We start from the raw sequence: 21648 nt of genomic DNA on the forward strand, positions 1-21648 counted from the left end.
GACCGTGGGCAAATCCGTCACCACACCGCTGCTGGACATCGCGTACGAAGAGACGGGTTCGCCGGAGGGGGTCCCGGTCGTGCTGCTGCACGGCTTCCCTTACGACGTCCGCAGCTACGACGAGGTCGCCGCCCGGCTCCCCGATGCCCGGGTGCTGGTGCCGTACCTGCGTGGCTTCGGCGGCACGCGGTTCCGCTCGGCCGAGACGCCCCGCTCCGGTCAGCAGGCCGCGCTCGCCCAGGACCTGCTGGACTTCCTCGACGCCCTCGGCGTCGAGCGGGCCGTCGTCGGCGGTTACGACTGGGGCGGCCGCGCGGCGTGCTTGCTCGCCGCGTTGTGGCCCGAGCGGGTGCGCGGGCTGGTGTCGGTCGACGGTTACAACGTCCAGCTCCTCGCCCACGCGGGCGAACCGGCGCCGCCGGAGTGGGAGCGGACCTACTGGTACCAGTACTACTTCCACGCCGAGCGCGGCCGCCGCGGGCTGGAGCGCAACCGCGAAGAGCTGTGCGAACTGCTGTGGCGCACGTGGTCCCCGACGTGGGCGGGCGCGGCGGAGGCGTTCCGCGCGAGCGCGTCGAGCCTGCACAACCCGGACTTCGTCGACGTGGTGATCCACTCCTACCGCCACCGCTTCGGCCTGGCCGAGGGTGATCCCCGCTACGACCGGCTGGAGGAGCTGATCGCGCGGGAGCCGCGGATCACCGTGCCGACGGTGGTGCTGGAACCCGGCGCCGACGGCATCGGCGGTCCCAGCGCGGCCGAGGACCGCGAGTACTTCACCGGCCCGTACGAGCACCGCGTGGTGCCGGACGTCGGGCACAACGTGCCGCAGGAAGCTCCCGAGGCGTTCGCGGAAGCGGTGCGCGCACTGCTCTGACGTTCCGCCGCAGCATGACGGCCTACGACATGATCGCCGACTGGTACGAGACGACGTTCCTCGCCACCCAGCGCGAAGGCCCCTTGGCCTCGGCCCGGCTTTGCGGGAGTTGCTCGGCCCCGGTTCCGGGCCCTGCCTCGAGCTCGGCGGCGTCCACGCGGGCCGCGTCCAGGACCTCGGCTGGTCGCCACTCGGGGTCGACGCGGGCATGCTGCGCCACGCGACCGGACGGCTGCCCGTCGTGCGCGGGGACGCCACGGCGCTGCCGTTCGCCACCGGGTCGGTGCCCACGGTCGTCGCGATCATGGTCCACACCGACATGCCGGCCTACCCGGCCGTGCTGGGCGAAGCGGCCCGCGTCCTCGCACCCGGCGGGGTGTTCGTGCACCTCGGCGTGCACCCGTGCTTCTGTGGCGGGTTCGCCGACCGCTCCGACGACACGGCCGTCGTGCTCCGGCCCGGCTACCGCAAACCCGGCTGGACGACGGCGTCTGGACCGACCGGGGCCTCCGCGACAAGGTCGGCGCCACCCACCTGCCCCTGCCCGAGCTCCTCCACGCCGTCCTCGACGCGGGCCTGACCTTCGAGCGGTTCGCCGAGGGCGGCGAGCCCACCCCGACGGTCCTCGGCTGGCGGGCGAGAAACTTCCGCGGAGTTTGTCGAATCCGGCCCACCCCGGTTGACGCCCTCACAAGAGCGCGGACCACACCGAGGGAGCTGAACAGCGATGGCGAAGGAATTCGAAGTCGGTTTCGAGGGCACACTGGCCGCCACGGCGGAAGACTGCTGGCGGGCGATCACCGTCGACGCGGGGAGCTGGTCGTGGCCCATCTCGTACGAGCCGCGGGTCGGCGGCCGGGAGTCCGGGCTGACCTTCCACGGCGGCGAGGTCACCGTCTGGCAGCCGGGCGAGCACTTCGCCACCCGCTGCGAACGGGACGGCTGGTTCAACCAGCTCGACTACACCTTCGCCCGCCGGGACACCGGGACGCACCTGAAGTTCGTGCACCGCGGGGTTTTCCTCGACGACTGCGACAACAACTACGACGCCTGTCGGCAGCACACCGCGTTCTATTACCACTCGCTCGGCGAGTACCTCACGCACTTCGCCGGCCGCACCGCCACCTACGCGATGACCGAGGCGCCCGCGGTGTCCGCGGCGGCCGACGGCTTCACCAAACTGACCAAGGCGCTCGGTGTGCCCGAAGGCGTCCGGGTCGGGGATCCCGTGTCGGTGCGGGGCGTCGCGGGGGTCGTCGACTACACCACGCCGAACTTCCTCGGGGTCCGGACCGCGGACGCGCTCGTCCGCTTCTACGGCCGCAACGCCTTCGGCTGGCCGATCGGCGTCGGGCGGCACCACTTCGCCGCCGTCGACGTCGAGGCAGAGGAACGCGCCTGGGCGGAGTGGCTGGCGGAGGTCTTCGCCTAAGCGGTCAGCTGCCGCGCCCGGTGCTCGGCGACGTGGACCCGCGTCGCGCAGCGCGTCGAGCAGAACCGGCGGCGGCCGTTGCGCGAGGTGTCGACGTACGCCGTCTCGCAGTCTTCGCGGCCGCAGATGCCGAGGCGGTCCGGGGCTTCGCAGACCAGGTGCGCGAGGCCGCCCGCGGTGTAGGCGCGGACCCGGCCGACCGGCCCCGCGTCCTCGGCCGAGTAGTGCAGGTGGGGCGGCTTGCCGTCGTGGGTCGTGATGTACGGCCGGCACGCCGCCTCGGTGAGCAGGCCGTTGACCAGGTCGGGCCGCTGCGCGGGCTCGGCGGCGAACACCGGGCGCAGCCGCCGGGCCCACGCGGCGATCCAGGCCGCCTCGTCGTCGTCGAGCGCCGGGATGGACATGCCGTTGCGGACCATCCCCTCCAGCAGCTCGCTCGCGGAGCCCGCGTTCACCAGGTCGGCGGCCACCAGAGCGGCCGGCCCGCCGTAAGGGTTGAAGTGCATAAAGCCATTACACCACGATCGGGGGTATGCCCACGAACCGTTGCCCCCGCTGCGGCTGGCCGCTCGCCGAACTGCCGGCGACGGCGGCCCGGCCCGCCACCCACCGCCTCGACTACGTGCGCTGCGTCTGCGGCAGCTGGCTGGCCCGGCTCGACGGCGAAGTCGTCGGCGCCACCCGCGACCGGCTCACCCGGTGAGGCCGCTCAGAGGTCGAGCACACCCGCGGCGTTGTCGTCCCACTGGTCGACGCGGCGGATGTACTCGTACAGCGCGCGGCTGCCGCGCACCCAGCGCCCCTGGTCGGCGATCGCGAGGTCGTCGGCGCCCGCCCGGCGGGCCTCGGTGGCGAACCCGGAGCGCAGCGAGTGCCCGGTCACCGGGTACGGCAGGTCCGCCCGGACGCCGGCCCGGGTGAGGATCTGGTTGACGCCGGTGGTGCTCAGCGCGGGCTCGCCGACGTTGCCGTGCCGGTCGACCCGGCGGAACGCGGGCCCCTCGGTGATGCCCGCACCGGAGCGCCACGCGAGCCACGCCCGCACCGGGTCGGTGTCGGGGTTCTCACGGCGCGGGACGACCATGTCCCCGGTGCTCTTGCCGTGCCGCACGGTCACCGACAGACCCCGGTCGTCGACCCGCTCGACGTCGGTGACCAGCAGGTTCGCCAGGTCCGAGCACCGCGCGGCGATGGGGAACCCGATCAGCAGCATCGCCCGGTCGCGGGCCCCGGCGAGGGTGTCGGGACACGCTCGCGACATGGCCCGCAGATCGGTGAGGGTCACCATCGTGGCCTTGCCGCGGCCGCGCTGGATGCCGTCCCGGGCGAGCCGCTGCCGGTACCCCTTCAGCGCCCGCCACGCGGCCCGGCTCGCTTCGGGGTCGACGACGACCTTGTGGTGACGCAGCCCGGCGAGAGCACCGGTCAGCCGCCGTTCGATCGTCGACGGCGCCGCCGGGGCGGCCCGTTCCGGGACCTCGGCGACGGCGCGTTCGTCCGGCCGCAGCGTCCGCCCGCGCTCCAGCCAGACGACGAACCCGGTCAGCGCGCCGATCGACGCCGCCAGCGGCGGGATCCCGGCTTCGGCGGTGTAGTCCTGCCACACCTGCCAGTCCTGGGCGTAGGCCTTGAGCGTGTTGGGCGGCCGTTGCCCGTCGACGTGGCGGGCCGCGGCCTCGTCCAGCAGCGCGAGCCGGTCCTGCGGGCTCGCGGCGGCCAAGACCGCGTCGGTCACCGGTTCCAGGTCGGGCACGCGCCGAGGTTAGTGGATGATTCGTCCGGGACGCTGTCGATCCGGCCGGGCGCCGTTCGTGTCAGCGGTGAACGCACCGACCGGCGAAGGAGACGACGTGAAGCAGTACTTGCTCAGCATCTACCAGCCCGACGGCCCGATCCCGCCGCCGGACGTGCTCGACGAGGTGACGAAGAAGCTCGACGCGCTGAACGCCGACCTCCAGGCCGCCGGGGCCTGGGTGTTCGCCGGCGGCCTGCACCCGCCGTCGAGCGCCACCGTGCTGCGGGCCGCCGACGGGGACACGCTCGTCACCGACGGCCCCTTCACCGAGGGCCGCGAACACCTCGGCGGGTTCACGATCATCACCGCGCCCGACCTCGACGCGGCCCTGGCCTGGGGCAGCCGCCTCGCCGACGCCGTCGCCCCGCTGCCGGTCGAGGTGCGGCCGTTCAGCGGATGAGCGTCGAGGAGGTCTTCGCCGCGGAGTACGGCCGCGCGGTGTCGGTCCTCGTGCGGGTGTTCGGGAGCATCGACATCGCCGAGGAAGCCGTCCAGGACGCGTTCGCCGAGGCGGTCCGGCGCTGGCCGGCCGCCGGGCTCCCGCCGAGCCCGGCCGGCTGGATCATCACCACCGCCCGCAACCGCGCCGTCGACCGCCTGCGCCGGGAAGCCGCCCGCGAAGACAAACACGCCCAGGCCGCCTTGCTGCACCTGGAATCCGAGCCCGTCGAGGAGGGCGCCGTGCCCGACGAACGGCTCCGGCTGATCTTCACCTGCTGCCACCCCGCGCTGGCCCGGTCCAGCCAGGTCGCGCTGACGCTGCGGCTGCTCGGCGGCCTGACCACCACCGAGATCGCGGCGGCGTTCCTGGTCGCCGAGGCCACGATGGCCCAGCGGATCGTCCGCGCGAAGAACAAGATCCGCGACGCGGGCATCCCGTACCGCGTCCCGCGGGACGCCGACCTGCCCGCGCGGCTGGCGGCGGTGCTGGCCGTGCTGTACCTGATCTTCACCGAGGGGTACACGGCCAGCGCGGGGGAGGACCTGGTCCGCGACGACCTGTGCCACGAGGCGATCCGGCTCACCCGCGTCCTGGCCGGGCTGATGCCGGACGAGCCGGAGGTCTGGGGCCTGCTCGCGCTGATGCTGCTCGTCCACGCCCGCCGCGCCACCCGCACCACCGCCGACGGCGACCTCGTCCTGCTCGCCGACCAGGACCGCGCGCGCTGGGACCCGGCGCTGATCAGCGAAGGCCAGGAGATCGTCCGGCGCTGCCTGCGCCGCAACCAGCCGGGCCCGTACCAGATCCAGGCGGCGATCCAGGCCGTCCACAGCGACGCGCCCACGGACTGGACGCAGGTCAAGGCGCTCTACGACCAGCTCCTGGCCGCCACACCGACCCCGGTGGTGGCGCTGAACCGGGCGGTCGCGGTCGCCGAGGTCGACGGTCCCGCCGCGGCGCTGGGCCTGCTCGACGGCCTCGACCTCGAGGGTTTCCCGCTGTACCACGCGATTCGCGCGGATCTGCTGGCTCGCCTGGGCCGCACCGAGGACGCGGCTTCGGCGTACCGGCGGGCGATCGAGCTGACCCGCAACCGCGCGGAGCGGGAACTGCTCGAGCGCAAGCTGGCGCGCCTGAGCTGAGGGTCAGCCCGCGGCGAACGCTTCGATCTCGACGCGGAACCGCGGGTCCACCAGGCCACGCACCTGCACCAGCGAACACGCCGGCAACCGGTCCGGGTCCAGGTATTCGTCGCGCACCGCGCGGAACGCCGGCAGGTCGGCGAGATCGGTGAGGAAGACCGTCAGCTTCACGATCCGGTCGAGCCCGGAGCCGGCCGCGGCGAGCGCGGTCGCGAGGTTCTCGAACACCTGCCGCACCTGCGCGTCCGCGCCGTCCCCGGCGAACTCCCCGGCGCCGCTGACCGGAACCTGGCCGGAAACCGCGACGAGCGGCCCGTCGAAGGTCACGGCGTGGCTGTATCCGTTCACCGGGGGCAGCCCGTCCGGTCGCACCAGGTATTCCGCCATGGGTTTCCTCCCCTTCTCGATCACCCCACCGTATCGCCGCACGATCAACGCACACGAACGGGGTGGCGGCAAGCGAAAATCCGTTCACCCGACCGGCGGTGTCTCGGCAACGAGAAGGCCTCATAAGGTGGGGAAGCTTGACAGGGGAGATCAAGTCACTTCGGCATGTATTCCATGGGGGAATCGTTGTCACATTCACGCAGCCGTGATTTCGCGCGCCAGAAAAGCGTTTACGCCGCGGCGGACAACAGGGAAACAATCGGGGAAATCGAAACCGACGACCGCGGGGTGGCCGATCTGGTCGCCGCGCACGTCCGGATCCGGCCGGGCGCGCTCGCGGTGGCCGAGCCCCGCGGCGGCGAACGGCTGACGTACGCGCAGCTGTGGGAACGCTCCGGCTGGCTCGCCGCCGAGCTCGCCGCGGCCGGGATCGCGCGGGGTGACCTGGTCGCCGTAGATTCGCCGCGGTCCGCGGACCTCGTCGTCGCGCTGCTGGGCGTGATCCGTGCCGGCGCCGCCTACCTGCCGCTGGACGCGCAGGCGCCGGCGGACCGCGTCACCGGCATCCTCGCCGAGTCCGGCGCCCGCGCCGTCGTCTGCGGAGCGGGCGGCAGCCGGGTTCCCGCCGGTGCGGCCCAGGTGGTCAGGATCCCGCGCCACGCACCGGAAACACCTGTCCCGGACGTGCACGCCGGCGGAGACGACCCGGTCTACGTGACGTTCACCTCGGGCTCGACCGGCCGTCCCAAGGGTGTGGTCATCCCGCACCGGGCCGTCGTGCGGCTCGTCGCGGCGCCGAACTACTGCCCGGTCGGCCCCGGCGACCGCGTCGCCAACACGTGCAACCCGGCCTTCGACGTCACCACCTCCGAGCTCTGGGGCGCGCTCGCGGCGGGCGCCACCGTGGTCCCCTTCCCGGACCTCACCGGGCTGGGCATGGCGGCCTGGCTGGACCTGCTCCCCGGCGAAGACATCACCACGATGTTCCTGACGACTTCGCTGTTCCACACGGTCGCCTGGGACCGGCCGGACGCGTTCGCCACCCTGCGCGACCTGGTCGTCGGCGGGGAACAGCTCGACCTGGCCGCGGTCCGGCGGACCCTCGCGGCCGGCCCGCCGCAGCGGCTGGTGAACGGCTACGGGCCCACCGAAGGCACCTCGTTCGCCACCTACTTCGAGTGCACCGAGGACAGCGTGCGCGACGTCGAGCGCGTCCCGATCGGCCACGCGCTGCAGGACACCGAGCTGTTCGTGCTGGACGACGTGCTGCAGGCGGTCGCGCCGGGCACGGTCGGCGAGCTGTGCCTCGGCGGCCCCCGCATCGCCACCGGCTACCTGCACCGGCCCGAGCTGACCGCCGAGCGGTTCACCGTCGAGCCGGTCAGCGGCACCCGGATCTACCGCACCGGCGACCTGGTGCGACGCCTGCCGTCCGGCGCGCTGGAGATGCTCGGCCGGCGTGACCGGCAGGTGAAGCTGCGCGGGTTCCGCATCGAGCTCGAGGAGATCGAACGGGCGATCACCGCCACCGGCCTGGTCGACGCCGGCTTCGTCGAGAAGACCGGCGATGGCTCGACCGAGCAGCTCGTGGCCTTCGTGCTGCCCCCGCGCTCGGCGCCGGAGCCGGACGCGCTGCCGATCCGGCTGGCGGAGCTGCTGCACGACCGCCTCCCGGGGTACATGGTCCCGAGCCGGTGGCTCGTGCTCGACACCCTCCCGGTCGGGCCCACCGGCAAGGCCGACCGGGCCGCGATGGCCGCGCTGCTGGCCACCCCAGCGGCGCGCGAAGAGAGCGGCGACTGGGCCGACGAGGCCTTCACCCCGGTGCGCGCGATCGTCGAGGAAATGCTCGGCGTGCCCGCGGTGTCCCCTTCGGACAATTTCGTGGAGCTGGGCGGCAATTCGATTCTGGCGGTCCGCATCGCCCACCGCGTGCGCGAACGCCTGTCACTTCCGGTTCACCCCGGCGACGTGTTGCGCGCCGAATCGATGGCGCAGTTCGCCGAACGCGTCAGCGTGCTGGAAACGCAACCCGCCTGAACCGCACCTTCCGCATTCCGGCGCGATTCCCGCGCCCACATTCCGGAGGAACTCCGTTCATGACGAACGAATCCGACCTGTCCACGCACGCCGTTTCGGCCACCCAGGAGAGCCTGTGGCTGGTCGATTCGGTGGCCCGCCGGGCCGGGGCGCCGGTGTACCACGAGCCGCTGGCGTTCCGGATCACCGGCGACCTCGACCCGGCCCTGCTGCGCACGGCGCTCGCCGAGGTCGTCGCGCGGCACGAGACCCTGCGCACGTCGTTCTCCAGCACGTCCTCGGGACTGCACGCGACCGTGCACCCCACGGCCCCGGACGTGCTCTCGGTCGTCGACCTGCGCGACGAGCCGGCCGAGGCGGCCCGCACCCGGGGCGACGAGCTGCTCGCGGCGGACTACCGCCGCCCGTTCGACCTGGCCACCGGCCCGCTGGTCCGCGCGGTCTGCGTGCTGCTGCCCGGGGCGGAGGCCCTGCTCGGGCTGACCCTGCACCACCTCGCCACCGACGGCTGGAGCAACACCGTCGTCGTCGACGAGCTGGGCCGCCACTACCGGTCCCTGGCCACGACCGGAAAACCGGCCACGCTGCCGCCGCTGAAGACCCGGTTCGCCGAGCACGTGCGCCGCGAACAGGAGGCAGGCGAGGCCGGCGCGTACGGCGAAGCGATCGAGCACTGGCGCAAGGCCCTGCGCGACGGGCCGGAGCTGCTGCGCCTGCCGCTGGACTTCCCGCGCCCGGCGACGCAGACCTTCGCCGGCTCCGGGACGACCCTGCGAGTGCCGCGCGCGGAGCTCGCCCCGGCACTCGAGCGGTGCCGCGCGGCGTGCCGCAGCACGGACTTCACCGTCCTCCTGGCGGCGTACGCGCTGCTGCTGCACCGCTACAGCGGCCAGGACGAGGTCACCGTCGGCACGACGGTGCTCAACCGGCCCAGCGAAGCCGACCTCGACGTCGTGGGCTGCTTCGTCAACACCGCCGCGCTGCCGGTCCGCGTCGACGAGGGCATGACCTTCCGCGAGCTGCTCGCCCACACCGGCGAAACCGCGGGCGCGGTGCTCGACCACGGCCACGTGCCCTACCCCCGGGTGCTGGAGAACCTCGACGTCCGGCGCGACCCCAGCCACAACCCGGTGTTCCAGACCATGCTCACCGTGCTGGGGCGGCGTCCGGAGCCGGCGCTCGGCGACGGTCTCACCGTCCGGCGCCACGAGATCCGCCGGGCCGCGGCGAAGTTCGAAATCCTGCTCTACGTCGCCGAGACCGAGGACGGGTTCGAGCTCGAAGCCGAGTACGACACCGGGCTCTTCACCGCGTCGACCGTCGAGCGCCTGCTGCGCCACTACGTCCGGCTGCTGACCGCGCTGCCGGACCACCTCGACACCGCCGTCTCCGACATCCCCTTCCTGCCCGACGAGGAACGCACGCAGATCCTCGACGACTGGAACGCCACCGAGCGCGACTACCCGTGGACGACGGTCGTCGACGCGTTCGAGGCGCAGGCGCGCACGACCCCCGACGCGATCGCGGTGGACTACGCCGGACGCACGCTCACCTACCGCGAGCTCGACCGCTTCACCAACCGGCTCGCCCGCCGCATCCTCGACCGCCGGGCCGGCGCCGAGGCCCCGTTCGTCGGTGTCTACCTGGACCGGTCCCTCGAGATGGTCGCCGCTCTGGTGGCGATCGTGAAGGCCGGCTGCGCGTACGTGCCGATCGATCCGGAGTACCCGGCCGACCGGGTCGCCTTCATGATCGAGGACTCGGCCCCGTCGCTCGTGCTCACCCAGGAGCACCACCACGCGCGGCTGGCCGGCGGCGCGGCGCAGGTGCTGGTCGTCTCCGCCGACGAAGAGCTGCCGGAGAACGATTCTCCCGTCGAACGGCACCTCACCGGCGACTCGCCGGTCTACATGATCTACACGTCCGGGTCGACCGGCCGCCCCAAGGGCGTGGTCAACCGGCACGTGTCGCTGTTCAACCGGCTCTACTGGATGCAGGAGGAGTACGGGCTGACCGGCGAGGACCGGGTCCTGCAGAAGACGCCGTTCAGCTTCGACGTCTCGGTGTGGGAGTTCTTCTGGCCGCTGATGTTCGGCGCCCGGATCGTCGTCGCGAAGCCGGGCGGCCACAAGGACACCGACTACCTGAAGCGGCTCATCGCCGAGTGCGGGGTCACCACCGTCCACTTCATCCCCTCCATCCTCAACGTCTTCCTCGAAGAGGAGGGGCTGGCCGCGCACTGCGGCTCGCTGCGCCGAGTGATCTGCAGCGGGGAGGCCCTGCCGTTCGCGGCCGTCGAGAAGTTCGAGCACCTGCTGTCCTGCGGGCTGCACAACCTCTACGGCCCGACCGAAGCCGCCATCGACGTGTCGTACTGGCCGTGCACCACGGACTACCCGGGCTCGGTCGTGCCGATCGGCCGTCCGATCGCGAACGTGCGGCTCTACGTCCTCGACCGCAGCGGCGGGCTCGCCCCGATCGGGGTGCCGGGCGAGCTGTGCATCGGCGGGGTCGGCGTCGCCGCGGGCTACCACAACCGTGACGAGCTCACCGCGGAGAAGTTCGTCCCGGACCCGTACGGCACCACGCCCGGCGCCCGGATGTACCGCACCGGCGACCTCGCGCGGTTCCTGCCCGACGGGCAGCTGCAGTACCTCGGCCGGATCGACAACCAGATCAAGCTGCGCGGCGTGCGGATCGAGCCCGAGGAGATCGCGGCGGCGCTGCTGGAGCTGCCGGGGGTCCGGGACGCCACGGTCGTGCTGCGGGAGTTCGGCGCGAGCCGGGCCCTGGTCGGGTACGTCGTGGCCGACGACCCCTTCGACGCCGCCGCGGCCAAGGAGGTCCTGGCCGGGCGGCTGCCGGAGTTCATGGTCCCGCAGGCGGTCGTGGTGCTGCCGGCGCTGCCCACGACGGCGAACGGCAAGCTCGACCGCAAGGCCCTCCCGGACCCGCGCGTGCTCACCGCGCCCGTCGAAGAGCCCGCCGAGCCACCCGCGACCGTTCGCGAGCGCGAGCTGGCCGCCGTCTGGGCCGAAGTCCTCGGCTCGGACACGATCGGGGTCGAGGCGAACTTCTTCCGCCACGGCGGCGACTCGATCCTCAGCATCCGGGTGACCGCGCTGCTGCGGGAGCGCGGCTACCCCGTGCAGGTGCACGACCTGTTCGCCCATCCCACGATCCGGCAGCTGGCGAAGGTGCTCGAACCCGCCGGGGTGGCCCCGGCGGAGAACACGGCGCCGTTCTCGCTCGTCGGCCCGGCCGACCGGGCGGCCCTGCCCGCCGACGTCGTCGACGCATGGCCGTTGACCACGCTGCAGGCCGGGATGATCTACCACACGATGCGGCACGAGGACTCGCCCGTCTACCACGACGTCTTCACCTACGAGCTGAGCGGCGACGTGCGGCCCGAGCTGCTGCGCCAGGCCGTCGCGGAGGTCGTGGACCGGCACCCGCAGCTGCGCTCCGGCATCGATCTCGCCACCTTCGGCGAGCCGCTGCAGCTGGTGCGCGCGGGAACGGTCCCGGCCGAGGTCACCGACCTGTCCGGCCGGCCCGTCGCGGAGCAGGACACCGCCGTCGCCCAGTGGGCGGCGCGGGAACGGCAGCGGCCGTTCGACCTCGTCACCGGGCCGCTGGTGCGGTTCGCCGTCCACGTCCGCTCGGCCACGGCCGCCACGCTCGGGCTCTCGTTCCACCACGCCGTGCTCGACGGCTGGAGCGTGGCACTGGTCGTCGACGAGATCCGCGGCCGGTGCGCGCAGCTCGCGGCGGGCACCGGGACCGTGCTCCCGCCCGAGCCGGGTTCGTACGCCACTTACGTCGACCTGGAACGCAAGGCGGTCGCCGATCCCGCGCACCAGGCGCACTGGGCCGGCCTCGCGGCCGGGGTGACGCCGACCCTGCTGTCCACTGTGGACGACACCGGCGGCGTGGCCGGAACCGCGACGACCGGCCGGATCGTGCCCGTCGAGCTGGAGCGGGCCGTCGACACCTTCGCCGCCGGCCTCGGCGTGCCGGTCAAGAGCGCCCACCTGGCCACCCACCTGACCGTGCTGGCCCGGCTGACCGGGCGGAACGCGGTGGTGACCGGGCTGGTCTCGGCCGGGCGGCCGGAGACCACCGGCGGCGCCGAGCAGGCCGGGCTGTTCCTCAACAGCCTGCCGCTCCCGCTCCGGCTGCGGGCCGAAAGCCGGGCGGCGCTGACCCGCCGGGTGCTGGCCGCCGAGCAGGCTTCCCTGCCGTTCCGGCGGTTCCCGCTGGCGGAGATCCAGCGGCTCGCCGGCGGCACCGACCTGTTCGACACCGTCTTCAACTACACCGACTTCCACGTCCACGACGCCGCGGCGGCCGGGGTGCGGATCACCGGGGCGGACTACTTCGAGCAGACCAGCTTCCCGGTGGTCGTGCACGTGCACCGCGACCACTTCGCGGGCCGGCTGCGCGTGTTCGTCAACCACGACACCGCCCGCGTGCCGGCCGAGGTCGTCGAGCGCTACCTGGACGGGTACCTCTCGGCGCTGGCCGAGCTCGCCGCCGGAGACGACCGGCCGGCCGAGGACGGCGCGGGCACCGACCTGGAGCGCCGGGTCGCCGCCGTGCTCGCCGAGGCGGTCGGGGCCAGCGGCCTCGCGGGTGACGAGGACTACCTGGACCTCGGTCTGGACTCGATCTCCGCGATCCGCGTGGTGGCCCGGCTCCGCAAGATCGACCGGTCGGTCAGCATGGCCGACGTCTTCGACGCGCGGACTGCCGGCGCACTGGCGGCCCGGCTGGGCACGGAGACGTCCGCCGTGGCGGACGAACCGGAGCTGCGGCCGTTCGAGCTGGCCGGCGGCGTCGCCGGGGAACCGGGCGTCGCCGACGCGTACCCGGCGACCGCGCTGCAGCTGGACATGATCCGGGCGACCGACCGGGACCTGGCCCAGGCGGCGTTCCACGACGTCTTCACCTACCGGGTGCCGCTGCGGTTGCGGGAAGAGCCGCTGCGCGCGGCGCTGCGGCGGACGCTCAACACGCACGAGGTGTTCCGGACGTCCTTCCGGCTGGACCACGCTCCGGCGCTGCAGGTGGTGCACGACTCGGTCGAGCCGCGTCTGGACGTGGTCAAGGACGCCGACGCCTGGTTCGAAGCCGAACGGGCCCGCGGGTTCGCGTGGGCGGAGCCGGGGCTGATCCGGTTCGCCGCGCAGCCGGCCGGGGAGGCGGAGTTCCTGCTGGTCCTCGGGTTCCACCACGCGATCCTCGACGGCTGGAGCCTGTCGCTGTTCGTCCGCGAGCTCGTCACCGCGTACCGAGCGGAGCTGGCCGGGGAGCCGATGACCGCGACGAGTCGGCCGCCGGTGCGCTTCCGCGAGCACGTCCGCGCCGAGCTGACGGCGGCGGCGTCACCGGAAAGCCGTGACTTCTGGACCGGCCTGCTGGCCGGCGCGCCGGAGGCGACGTTCCCGGCACCGGCTCCGCAGGCGGAGACGGTGCGGTGGAGCGAGGAGAAGCTGGTCATCGGCGAAGCGCGGCACCAGGCGCTGACCGCGGCGGCCGCGCGGTGCCACGTCTCGCTCAAGCACGTCCTGCTCGCGGCCCACCTGCGGGCCCTCGGGCTGCTCACCGGGCAGGACGACGTCGTGACCGGCGTGTTCACCCACGGCCGCCCGGAAACCGACCGGGCCGAGGAGATCCTCGGGATGTTCCTCAACTTCCTCCCGCTGCGGCAGGAAGTGGCCGGCCGCCCGTGGGCCGAGCTCGCCCGCGGCGCCTTCGACGCCGAACGGCGGGCCCTGCCGCACCGGCGCTTCCCGCAGGCCGCGATCCGCGCGGCGACCGGCCGGGAGCGGCTGTTCCCGGCGCTGTTCAACTACACGCGGTTCACCGCCTACCAGGGCGTGGTGACCGGCGGCCGGTGGTTCGAGCACGTCGACGTGCCGCTGCTGGTCAACGCCGGGCACGACCTCGACGGCGAGCACCTCGTGCTGACCCTCAACGCCGACGGGCGCGTGTTCCCGCCGGCTCGCCTGGCCCTCGTGGCCGAGCTCTACGACGAAGTCCTGACCGCACTGGCGGCCGGTGTCCCGGCCGCGTCCCGGGGCATCACCGCCCTGCTCGGCGAGATTCGCTGACCCAGAAAGGAACAGCCATGCAGATCGGCACGTTCGACCAGGCCGACGGGTACGTGACGCACTACCGGCAGTGGGGCGCCGAGCGCGGTGACGACGTCATCGTCATGCTCCACGGCGGTATGAGCCACTCGGGCTGGCAGGCCCCGCTGGCCGAGGCGCTCGAGGGTGCCCCCGTCACGTTCGTCGCGACCGACCGCCGCGGCTCCGGGCTCAACGACGGCCGCGGCCACCTGCCCGACCGCGACCAGGCCGTCGAAGACACCGTGGAGTTCCTGCGGTCTCTGGCCGGCCGGTTCACCCGGATCCACCTGGCAGGCTGGTGCTTCGGCGCCCAGGTGGCGACCGCGGTCGCCGCGCGGGTCGCGGGGGAGGGGCTCGTGACCAGCATGCTGATGATCTCGCCCGGGTTCTTCTTCAACGAGCGCTACAGCGACGTGCTGTCCTTGTCGGTGAACGCGGCCGAAGCGGCGCCGCGAGAGCTCGGCCTCGAGCCGCCCCGCGACCGCGCCTATATCCGGGTTCCGTTGCAGCCGCGGGACTTCACGCTGCTGGAGAACTGGCACGAGTACATCCAGGCCGACGACCTGCGGCTGACCACCGTCACCGAGGCGACCGTCGCGGTGTGGGGCGAGCTGGCGGAGCTGGCCGAGAAGTCCTACCCGGGCATCGGCGACGTCCCGGTGCTGGCCGTGATCGGCCGGCACGACCGGCTCGTGGACAATGACCGCGTGGTGGAGTTCCTGACCGGCGTGCGGACGGTGACCGTCGAGTACTTCGACACCGGGCACGCGGTCCACTTCGAGCAGGCGGACAAGCTGGCGAACCTGCTGACCGGGTTTGTGGCGGCCGCCAGGTGAGCGACCCGGCGATGACGGAGGCGGTCCCGGACCGGCAGACGCGGTCCTCGTGGTGGCTGCTGCCGCTCACCCTCGCGACGTTCGCGGTGGGCACGGACAACTTCGTCATCGCCGGGCTCCTGCCCGCGATCGCGCACGACGTCGGTGTTTCGATCTCGGCGGCGGGCCAGCTCGTCACGTTCTTCGCGCTGACGTTCGCGGTGTCGGCGGCTGTGCTGGGCGCGGCGCTGAGCGGCCTCGACCGGCGAGCCGCCCTGCTGGTCGCGCTCGGCCTGTTCGTGGTGGGCAACGTGGCGACCGCGCTCGCCGGCGACTACGCATGGATGATGGTCTGCCGGGTGCTGACCGCGATCGGCGCGGGCACGATCACGTCGACGGCGTCGGGCACGGCGGTGGCCCTGAGCCCGGAGGGGCGCCGCGGCTGGGTGATGTCGGTGGTGCTGGGCGGCCTCAGTGCGGCGACGACGATCGGCCTCCCGCTAGGCACGCTCATCGGCGGCGTCGACTGGCGGGTGACGTTGTTCGCGGTGGCGGGGCTCGGCCTCGTGGCGGCGGCCGGGGTGGCGCTGCAGCTGCCCCCGGTGCGCCTCCCGTCGGTGGGCCTGCGCCAGCGGCTCGCCCCGCTGCGCAACGGGTGGACGGTGCTCGTGCTGGTCACGACGGTGTTGTTGTTCAGCGGCACGTACACGGTGTACACCTACCTCGCGGCCGTGGTGACGGGCGCAACCGAGGGGTCGATCGGCCGGCTGACGCTGGTGCTTCTGGTGTTCGGCGCGGGGTGTTTCGCGGGCACGTTGGTGTCCGGACGGCTGTCGGACCGGTATCAGCCGGAGCGGGTCGTGGTGGTGACCCTGCTGGGGGCGATCGTGGTGCTGGCGATCGGGCCGCTGGTCGTGGCCGATCTGGCGGCGACGTTGGTGTGGGTGGCGGTGTGGGGCGCGGTCGCCTCGGCGGCCACGGTGCCGCAGCAGCACAAGCTGGTGACATCGGCCCCGGCGTCGGCGCCGGTGTTGCTGGGGTTGAATTCTTCGGCGATCTATCTGGGTATCAGTTTGGGTGGTGCGGTGGGTGGGGTGCTGTTGCCGCTGATCGGCGCCGGGCATCTGGCGTGGGCGGCGGGGCTTCTCGTGGTGGCGGCGGTTGTGCCCGCTCTTCGGCGGCCGCGCCCCGTCGGCTGAGTTCGGCTGTCGGCGTGGCCGCGCTTCGGCTGTGGCGGAGTCCCGTGGCCTCGCCCGTCGCCTGACCCCGGCTGTCGCGCGCCCGCGTTGCATGGACCGAGTTTCGCTGTTGCGGAGTGCCGCGATCTCGCCCCCGTCCGCTGTTCCGGCCTCGCGCCGCCCCCACGCGGCCGTCTCCCGGGTCGGGCGCGGACCCAGTCCTCGCTGCGGGCCTCCGGGCTTGCCCGGCGGGGGCTCCTAGTTTTTGCACCCCCTGAATCCGCCTGAGGAAGCCATCCGGTGTTCTGAGTTCGGATATGTGACCTTATCCAAACCCAGAGTCCTCCTAACATACCTTCTAATCAGAACTAGATGCTTCTAGTTCTGATTAGAAGCCTTGATAGAGTCTCGGTCATGACGGAAGATGCTGGTCAGGCCCGAATCTGCGAGTACCGCCGCTGCGGAGCACCGCTGCCACCCGCAGTAGGCCGGGGGAGCCGGGCGCGGTTCTGCCAGGACGGGAAGACCTGGGGCCGCCGGAACCTCACCTGCCGCGACGCCGAAGCCGTCCTGTCGGACGCCGAGTCGCTACGAGAGAACGACACCCAACTCGACGACACCGCCGTCACCGCCCTGGCCGGCCACGTAGACCGGGTGCTCGAACCGGCACAAGGACTCGTCGAGACGCTCACAACGCTGCGCCACCAGCTCGAAGCGACCACCGCCACCGCACTCACCGAACGGGACGCGGCGCTCGCCGAAGCCGACGACCACCGCCGTCAGCGAGGTCTCGCCGAAGCCGAAGCCACGCAAGCCCGGGAGACCGCCGAAGAAGCCTCCACGACCGCAGCCACCGCCGAGAAAGAGAAGTCCGCCGCCATCCGGGAGCGAGACGCGGCCCGCGGCGCTCAGCGAGAGGCGCTCCACGAGCGTCAGCGCGCCGAAGGGCAGCTGGCCGCGATCCGCGACGAGCTGGCACGGGTTACCGAACGCGCCGAGGCGACCGCGACCCTCGCGGGCGAACGAGCCTCGACGATCGCCACGTTGACCGCGGAGCTCGCCGCCACCCGCGCCGCCCTCGACGAGGAACGCCGTCGCGGTCAAGCCGCCGCCACTAGGGCCGAGACCGCCGAAGCCCGCGCCGAAACGGCGGCCGGACGGCTCGACGCGGCCCGCGAAGAGCTGACCAAGGCAGCGGCTGCCCACCAAGCGGCACAGGAACGAGCACGGGAGGACACCGAGCGCCTCCGCGCCGGGTTCGACCAGCGGCTGGCCGAGCTGCAGGCGACCCACGAGCAGACGGTCCGGTCCATGCACGAGACCACCACGAACCTGGGCGCCGAGCTCCGCGCCGCCCTCACCCGCGCGGACACCGCCGAACACACCCTGACCAGGGTCCTCACCGTGCTCAAGGAAACGCCGGACCTCCCCGACGCCGTCACCGCGATGGTTAAGTAGTTACTTGACTATCGAAACGACTCGGCATAACTTAAGTACATGCTTGACCATGACCTGGACCTGGTGTTCCGCGCCCTGGGTGACCGCACCCGGCGGGCGCTGGTGGAACGTCTCGTGCGCGGTCCGGCGTCGGTCAGTGAGCTGGCCGAGCCGCTGACCATGTCGCTCGCCGCCGTCGTTCAGCACCTCCAGGTGCTGGAAGCCGCCGGGATCGTGCGGTCGGAGAAGACCGGCCGCGTTCGCACCTGCCGGATCGAACCGGACCTCCTGCGCGCCGGCGAGCACTGGCTGGGGCGGCAGCGCACCACGTGGGAAAGCAAGCTCGACCGGCTCGGCGACCTCCTGGCCGAGCCGCCTGAGGAAGGGAGCACGACATGAGCGTCATCCACACCACCTTCACCCTCGAACGGACCTACCCGGTGGCCCCGGAGCGCGTGTTCGCCGCCTGGGCGGACCCGGCGGCGAAGGAGGCCTGGTTCGTCTCCGAGGGGACGCACGAGCTGGACTTCCGCGTCGGCGGCGAGGAGACCATCAACGGGCTCACCCCGGACGGCGGCGTCCTGGCCCTCGTCTCGACCTACCACGACATCGTGCCCGGACGGCGGATCGTCTACGCATCCACGCTCAGCGGCGGCGGCAAGCTGGCCACGCTGTCGACGACCACCGTCGAGCTAGCCGACGAAGGCGACGGCACCCGGCTGACCCTGACCGAGCAGGACACCTTCCTTGATGGCGCGGAGAAGCCGGAGTGGCGTGAGCAGGGCACCGGTGACTGGCTCGACCGGCTGGGCGAAGCGCTGAAATGACCGTTCACGCCGTCCGGTACTGCTGGGGACTGACCCCGAACTCGCGTTTGAAGGCCGCGCTGAGCGCGAACGCGCTGCCGTAGCCGACCTGGTGGGCGACCGAGCCGATCGTGGCGTCCGGTTGCTGGCGCAGCAGGTCCGCGGCGAGCGCGAGCCGCCAGCCGGCGAGGTAGGCCATTGGCGTCTCGCCGACGGTGACGGCGAACCGCCGGGCCAGCGCGGCCCGGGAGACCCCGGTGTTGGCGGCGAGCTTCGCGACCGTCCACGGTTCGGCGGGCTGGTGCTGCAGCAGCCGCAACGCCTGGCCGACGACCGGGTCGTCGTGGGCGCGGTACCAGGCGGGCGCGCTGGTGTCGGGCCGGTCGAACCAGGTCCGCAGCGCGGCGATCAGCAGCAGGTCGAGCAGCCGGTCCAGGACGGCTTCCTGGCCGGGCACGTCCTTGCCGATCTCGGCGGCGAGCAGCCCGACCAGCGGGGTCGGCCAGTCGTCCGCGCGCAGCACGATCAGCACCGGCAGCGCCGCGAGGAGCCGTTTGCTGAGCTCGCCTTCCATGCCGTAGGTGCCGGTGAGCAGCACGACCGGCCCGTCGGTGCCGTGGCCCCAGGTCCGGACGCCGAGGTCGGCGTAGTCGGTGAGGTGCCCGCCGTCGGGGGTGCGGCACTCCTGGCCGGGCAGGATGATCGCCTGCGGTGGCGTCGCCGGGTGGTCGGCGACGAGGTACGGGTCCGGGCCGCGCGCGATCGCGACGTCGCCTTCGCGCATCAGGACGGCTTCACCGCCGTCGGGCACGATCCACGCTTCGCCGCGGACGACGGAGACGACGGTCAGGGGCGCCTCGTCCTCGATGTGCAGCGCCCACGGCGGCGTCAGCACCGAGCGGAGCAGGAACGCGCCGTGGGCGCGGGGGCCGTCGAGAAGCGCGGCGAGCGGATCCATGCCGCCAAGTGTAGACGATGAAACATGCGATCAAGGCTTTGAACTATGGAGAGTCTCACTCGGAGCCGGTTGACTCACTGCCATGACAACAACGAACTTCCTGGTGGTGGGCGGCACCGGCAAGACCGGACGCCGCGTGGCGGACCGGCTGCGGGAGCGCGGCCTGCCGGTGCGGATCACGTCGCGGCGCGGCGCGCCGCCGTTCGACTGGAGTGACCGTGAGACCTGGGCGCCGGCCCTCGACGGGGTCGGCTCGGTCTACCTGACCTACTACCCCGACCTGGTGGTGCCCGACGCGGCCGGCGACATCCGCGCGTTCACCCAGCTCGCCGTCGCCCAGGGGGTGCGGCACGTGGTGCTGCTCTCCGGCCGCGGCGAGGAAGAAGCCGAGGCGTGCGAACGGATCGTGGCCGACGCGGGCACCGGCTGGACGGTCCTGCGGTGCAGCTGGTTCGCGCAGAACTTCAGCGAGCACTTCCTGCTCGACGCGGTGCGCGGCGGGGAGATCGCGCTGCCGGCGGGCACGGTGACCGAGCCGTTCGTCGACGTCCGCGACATCGCCGACGTCGCGGTGAAGGTGCTGACCGAGCCTGGGCACACGGGACGGCTCTACGAGCTGACCGGTCCGCGGTTGCTGAGCTTCGCCGACGCCGCCGCGGACATTTCGGCCGCGTCCGGGCGGGATGTCCGCTATGTTCCGGTTTCCGCCGAGGACTACGCGGCCGCGGCCGTCGGGTACGGCGTCCCGGAGGACGAGGTGGGAGCGCTCACCGAGCTGTTCGCCCGGGTGCTCGACGGGCGCAACGAGTCGGTGACGCACGACGTGGCGAAGGTGCTGGGCCGCCCGGCGACGGATTTTGCCGAGTTCGCCCGGGACGCGGCGGCCACCGGGGTCTGGGCGCGGTGAAGGGGAAGGAGAGCTCGATGTCCACTGTGGTGCTGGTGGCCGCGCTGGTCGCGGCCGGGTTGATCGCGGGGTTGTTCTACGCCTACGCCTGCTCGGTGATGCCGGGGCTCGCTCGCGGCGACGACAAGACGTTCGTGGAGGCGATGCGGGGCATCAACGTCGCGATCGTCAACCCGGTCTTCATGCTGACGTTCCTGGGCGCGCCGGTGCTGGCCGGCGTCGCGGTGTTCGTCAACCTGGGGTCGCGGCCGTTGCCGTGGATCATCGCCGGGTTCGTGTTCCTGCTGGCGATGGTCGTGATCACGGGGGTGGTGAACATCCCGCTCAACAACGCGCTGGAGAGCGGCGGTGACGACTACGCCGCGGTGCGGGCGGCGTTCGAGGCGGTCTGGGTGCGCTGGAACGTCATCCGCGCCCTGGTGAGCACGGCGGGCTTCGGCTGCCTGGTCGCCGCCGTGCTCACCCGGAGCTGATCAGTCGGCGAGGCGGAACAGCAGGTCGGTGACCCACTGGGTGGGGTCGGGCTGTTCGAGGGGGTTGGTGCGCAGGACTTCCAGGCGGCCACCCCATTCCTCGCCGTCGGGGCCTTCGGTGACGTCCCACGTGAGGCCCTCGGCCGCGCCCCAGGCCAGGACCTCGGCGGTGGCGGCGGCAAGGCCGTCGGGGGCGCCGACGTAGGTCTCGAGGACGTACTTGCCGGCTGGGACCTCACCGAGGAAGGCGGGTTCTTCCGGCGTGAAATCACCCTCGATCGGGACGCCGGCCTCGACGGTGAACCGCATGCCGGGGTGCAGCACGCGGTAGCGGAAGAACGGCGCTCCGGCGGGCACGACCCCGTGGCCGGCGAGGGCGCCGATGAGCGGGGGCAGCCGGTCGGCGATGCGCGGGAACTGCTCGATCCCCAGCGTCGCGCGTTCGGCGACGTAGCGCTGGGCGGGTCGATCCACTGTGGACGGCATCAGGCGGGCTCCTCGGGGACGAACATCGGGCGCACCTCGATGCTGCCGTAGGTGGCGGCGGGGTGCTTGGCGGCGAGCTCGAGGGCTTCGTCGAGGTCGTCGCAGTCGAGGATGACGAACCCGCCGATCTGTTCCTTGGCTTCGGTGAACGGCCCGTCGGTGAGCAGGACCTCGCCGTCGCGGACCCGGATCGTGGTGGCTTCCGACGGCGGGCGCAGGCCACCGCCGCCGCGGATCTTGCCGCGGCGGGCCAGGTCTTCACTCCAGCCGCCGCACCCGTCGTCCTGGTGTTCTTCGGCAGTCTCGTCGCCGGCGATGATCAGCAGGTACTGCATG

General features: G+C 72.6%; 21 protein-coding genes. 15 read left to right on the plus strand and 6 right to left on the minus strand.

Features of this window, described 5'->3' with window-relative positions; translation table 11 throughout:
- The first annotated feature begins 4 nt into the window (after positions 1 to 4).
- From ACZ63J_RS06275 to ACZ63J_RS06285, 3 genes are all read left to right on the plus strand, one after another.
- Positions 5 to 877 (plus strand): alpha/beta fold hydrolase, encoded by an 873-nt coding sequence (locus ACZ63J_RS06275; RefSeq protein WP_465398328.1) that lies wholly within the window; start codon positions 5 to 7, stop codon positions 875 to 877.
- 100 nt (positions 878 to 977) lie between these two features.
- Positions 978 to 1457, plus strand: a complete 480-nt coding sequence (locus tag ACZ63J_RS06280; RefSeq protein WP_465398329.1) for a class I SAM-dependent methyltransferase — start codon at positions 978 to 980, stop codon at positions 1455 to 1457.
- A gap of 147 nt (positions 1458 to 1604) precedes the next feature.
- Entirely contained in the window at positions 1605 to 2309 is a 705-nt protein-coding gene (locus ACZ63J_RS06285; protein ID WP_465398330.1) for an SRPBCC family protein, read from the plus strand.
- Here ACZ63J_RS06285 and ACZ63J_RS06290 read toward each other — a convergent pair.
- Entirely contained in the window at positions 2306 to 2815 is a 510-nt protein-coding gene (locus ACZ63J_RS06290; RefSeq protein WP_465398331.1) for a CGNR zinc finger domain-containing protein, read from the minus strand. The genes ACZ63J_RS06285 and ACZ63J_RS06290 overlap by 4 nt on opposite strands.
- A gap of 26 nt (positions 2816 to 2841) precedes the next feature.
- Between ACZ63J_RS06290 and ACZ63J_RS06295 the strand changes: the two genes are divergently transcribed.
- The gene (locus ACZ63J_RS06295; RefSeq protein ID WP_465304925.1) at positions 2842 to 3012 is read left to right on the plus strand and encodes a hypothetical protein; all 171 of its coding nucleotides are present in this window, start codon (positions 2842 to 2844) and stop codon (positions 3010 to 3012) included.
- 6 nt (positions 3013 to 3018) lie between these two features.
- Here ACZ63J_RS06295 and ACZ63J_RS06300 read toward each other — a convergent pair whose 3' ends face one another.
- Positions 3019 to 4062, minus strand: a complete 1044-nt coding sequence (locus ACZ63J_RS06300; RefSeq protein ID WP_465339497.1) for a site-specific integrase — start codon at positions 4060 to 4062, stop codon at positions 3019 to 3021.
- Positions 4063 to 4159: 97 nt separating this feature from the next.
- On the opposite strand from ACZ63J_RS06300, the gene ACZ63J_RS06305 reads away from it, so the two are divergent.
- Together ACZ63J_RS06305 and ACZ63J_RS06310 are read left to right on the plus strand one after the other, a co-directional pair.
- On the plus strand, positions 4160 to 4504 hold the full coding sequence (locus tag ACZ63J_RS06305; protein WP_465398332.1) for a YciI family protein: 345 nt from the start codon (positions 4160 to 4162) through the stop codon (positions 4502 to 4504).
- The gene (locus ACZ63J_RS06310; RefSeq protein WP_465398333.1) at positions 4501 to 5688 is read left to right on the plus strand and encodes an RNA polymerase sigma factor; all 1188 of its coding nucleotides are present in this window, start codon (positions 4501 to 4503) and stop codon (positions 5686 to 5688) included. The genes ACZ63J_RS06305 and ACZ63J_RS06310 overlap by 4 nt, the downstream gene beginning before the upstream one ends.
- Positions 5689 to 5691: 3 nt before the next feature.
- On the opposite strand, the gene ACZ63J_RS06315 is transcribed toward ACZ63J_RS06310, so the two are convergent.
- On the minus strand, positions 5692 to 6075 hold the full coding sequence (locus tag ACZ63J_RS06315; protein ID WP_465398334.1) for a RidA family protein: 384 nt from the start codon (positions 6073 to 6075) through the stop codon (positions 5692 to 5694).
- A 288-nt stretch (positions 6076 to 6363) separates the two neighbouring features.
- Between ACZ63J_RS06315 and ACZ63J_RS06320 the strand changes: the two genes are divergently transcribed.
- From ACZ63J_RS06320 to ACZ63J_RS06350, 7 genes are all read left to right on the plus strand, one after another.
- Complete coding sequence (locus ACZ63J_RS06320) at positions 6364 to 8115, plus strand: non-ribosomal peptide synthetase (protein ID WP_465398335.1); 1752 nt, start codon at positions 6364 to 6366, stop codon at positions 8113 to 8115.
- Positions 8116 to 8174: 59 nt separating this feature from the next.
- A complete protein-coding gene (locus ACZ63J_RS06325; RefSeq protein ID WP_465398336.1) occupies positions 8175 to 14231 on the plus strand; it encodes an amino acid adenylation domain-containing protein in 6057 nt (2018 codons plus the stop codon).
- A 17-nt stretch (positions 14232 to 14248) separates the two neighbouring features.
- Positions 14249 to 15088, plus strand: coding sequence for an alpha/beta fold hydrolase (locus tag ACZ63J_RS06330; protein ID WP_465398337.1), 840 nt, complete (start codon positions 14249 to 14251; stop codon positions 15086 to 15088).
- Between the two features lie 11 nt (positions 15089 to 15099).
- Positions 15100 to 16266 (plus strand): MFS transporter, encoded by a 1167-nt coding sequence (locus ACZ63J_RS06335; protein ID WP_465398338.1) that lies wholly within the window; start codon positions 15100 to 15102, stop codon positions 16264 to 16266.
- Positions 16267 to 16659: 393 nt separating this feature from the next.
- The gene (locus tag ACZ63J_RS06340; protein WP_465398339.1) at positions 16660 to 17703 is read left to right on the plus strand and encodes a hypothetical protein; all 1044 of its coding nucleotides are present in this window, start codon (positions 16660 to 16662) and stop codon (positions 17701 to 17703) included.
- Between the two features lie 39 nt (positions 17704 to 17742).
- Complete coding sequence (locus ACZ63J_RS06345; protein WP_465398340.1) at positions 17743 to 18081, plus strand: ArsR/SmtB family transcription factor; 339 nt, start codon at positions 17743 to 17745, stop codon at positions 18079 to 18081.
- On the plus strand, positions 18078 to 18509 hold the full coding sequence (locus tag ACZ63J_RS06350) for an SRPBCC family protein (protein WP_465398341.1): 432 nt from the start codon (positions 18078 to 18080) through the stop codon (positions 18507 to 18509). Before ACZ63J_RS06345 ends, ACZ63J_RS06350 begins: the two co-directional genes overlap by 4 nt.
- A gap of 4 nt (positions 18510 to 18513) precedes the next feature.
- Here ACZ63J_RS06350 and ACZ63J_RS06355 read toward each other — a convergent pair whose 3' ends face one another.
- Entirely contained in the window at positions 18514 to 19446 is a 933-nt protein-coding gene (locus ACZ63J_RS06355) for an AraC family transcriptional regulator (protein WP_465398342.1), read from the minus strand.
- A gap of 82 nt (positions 19447 to 19528) precedes the next feature.
- On the opposite strand from ACZ63J_RS06355, the gene ACZ63J_RS06360 reads away from it, so the two are divergent.
- Together ACZ63J_RS06360 and ACZ63J_RS06365 are read left to right on the plus strand one after the other, a co-directional pair.
- Entirely contained in the window at positions 19529 to 20353 is an 825-nt protein-coding gene (locus ACZ63J_RS06360; RefSeq protein ID WP_465398343.1) for a Rossmann-fold NAD(P)-binding domain-containing protein, read from the plus strand.
- 17 nt (positions 20354 to 20370) lie between these two features.
- Positions 20371 to 20826, plus strand: a complete 456-nt coding sequence (locus ACZ63J_RS06365; RefSeq protein WP_465339516.1) for an anthrone oxygenase family protein — start codon at positions 20371 to 20373, stop codon at positions 20824 to 20826.
- Here the strand turns inward: ACZ63J_RS06365 and ACZ63J_RS06370 are convergent, their stop codons facing one another.
- Both ACZ63J_RS06370 and ACZ63J_RS06375 read right to left on the minus strand, forming a co-directional pair.
- On the minus strand, positions 20827 to 21312 hold the full coding sequence (locus ACZ63J_RS06370; RefSeq protein WP_465398344.1) for a GyrI-like domain-containing protein: 486 nt from the start codon (positions 21310 to 21312) through the stop codon (positions 20827 to 20829).
- Complete coding sequence (locus tag ACZ63J_RS06375; protein ID WP_465398345.1) at positions 21312 to 21647, minus strand: YciI family protein; 336 nt, start codon at positions 21645 to 21647, stop codon at positions 21312 to 21314. Before ACZ63J_RS06375 ends, ACZ63J_RS06370 begins: the two co-directional genes overlap by 1 nt.
- Position 21648 lies beyond the last annotated feature (1 nt).

It is taken from the genome of Amycolatopsis sp. NPDC104863 (assembly GCF_055582965.1).

What these genes read in the sequence shown, in the direction of transcription:
- ACZ63J_RS06285 (WP_465398330.1), top strand. Translation starts at nt 1,605, where the DNA reads ATGGCGAAGGAATTCGAAGTCGGTTTCGAGGGCACACTGGCCGCCACG.
- ACZ63J_RS06290 (WP_465398331.1), bottom strand. Translation starts at nt 2,815, where the DNA reads ATGCACTTCAACCCTTACGGCGGGCCGGCCGCTCTGGTGGCCGCCGAC.
- ACZ63J_RS06295 (WP_465304925.1), top strand. Translation starts at nt 2,842, where the DNA reads ATGCCCACGAACCGTTGCCCCCGCTGCGGCTGGCCGCTCGCCGAACTG.
- ACZ63J_RS06310 (WP_465398333.1), top strand. Translation starts at nt 4,501, where the DNA reads ATGAGCGTCGAGGAGGTCTTCGCCGCGGAGTACGGCCGCGCGGTGTCG.
- ACZ63J_RS06315 (WP_465398334.1), bottom strand. Translation starts at nt 6,075, where the DNA reads ATGGCGGAATACCTGGTGCGACCGGACGGGCTGCCCCCGGTGAACGGA.
- ACZ63J_RS06325 (WP_465398336.1), top strand. Translation starts at nt 8,175, where the DNA reads ATGACGAACGAATCCGACCTGTCCACGCACGCCGTTTCGGCCACCCAG.
- ACZ63J_RS06330 (WP_465398337.1), top strand. Translation starts at nt 14,249, where the DNA reads ATGCAGATCGGCACGTTCGACCAGGCCGACGGGTACGTGACGCACTAC.
- ACZ63J_RS06335 (WP_465398338.1), top strand. Translation starts at nt 15,100, where the DNA reads ATGACGGAGGCGGTCCCGGACCGGCAGACGCGGTCCTCGTGGTGGCTG.
- ACZ63J_RS06340 (WP_465398339.1), top strand. Translation starts at nt 16,660, where the DNA reads ATGACGGAAGATGCTGGTCAGGCCCGAATCTGCGAGTACCGCCGCTGC.
- ACZ63J_RS06345 (WP_465398340.1), top strand. Translation starts at nt 17,743, where the DNA reads ATGCTTGACCATGACCTGGACCTGGTGTTCCGCGCCCTGGGTGACCGC.
- ACZ63J_RS06350 (WP_465398341.1), top strand. Translation starts at nt 18,078, where the DNA reads ATGAGCGTCATCCACACCACCTTCACCCTCGAACGGACCTACCCGGTG.
- ACZ63J_RS06355 (WP_465398342.1), bottom strand. Translation starts at nt 19,446, where the DNA reads ATGGATCCGCTCGCCGCGCTTCTCGACGGCCCCCGCGCCCACGGCGCG.
- ACZ63J_RS06360 (WP_465398343.1), top strand. Translation starts at nt 19,529, where the DNA reads ATGACAACAACGAACTTCCTGGTGGTGGGCGGCACCGGCAAGACCGGA.
- ACZ63J_RS06365 (WP_465339516.1), top strand. Translation starts at nt 20,371, where the DNA reads ATGTCCACTGTGGTGCTGGTGGCCGCGCTGGTCGCGGCCGGGTTGATC.
- ACZ63J_RS06370 (WP_465398344.1), bottom strand. Translation starts at nt 21,312, where the DNA reads ATGCCGTCCACAGTGGATCGACCCGCCCAGCGCTACGTCGCCGAACGC.
- ACZ63J_RS06375 (WP_465398345.1), bottom strand. Translation starts at nt 21,647, where the DNA reads ATGCAGTACCTGCTGATCATCGCCGGCGACGAGACTGCCGAAGAACAC.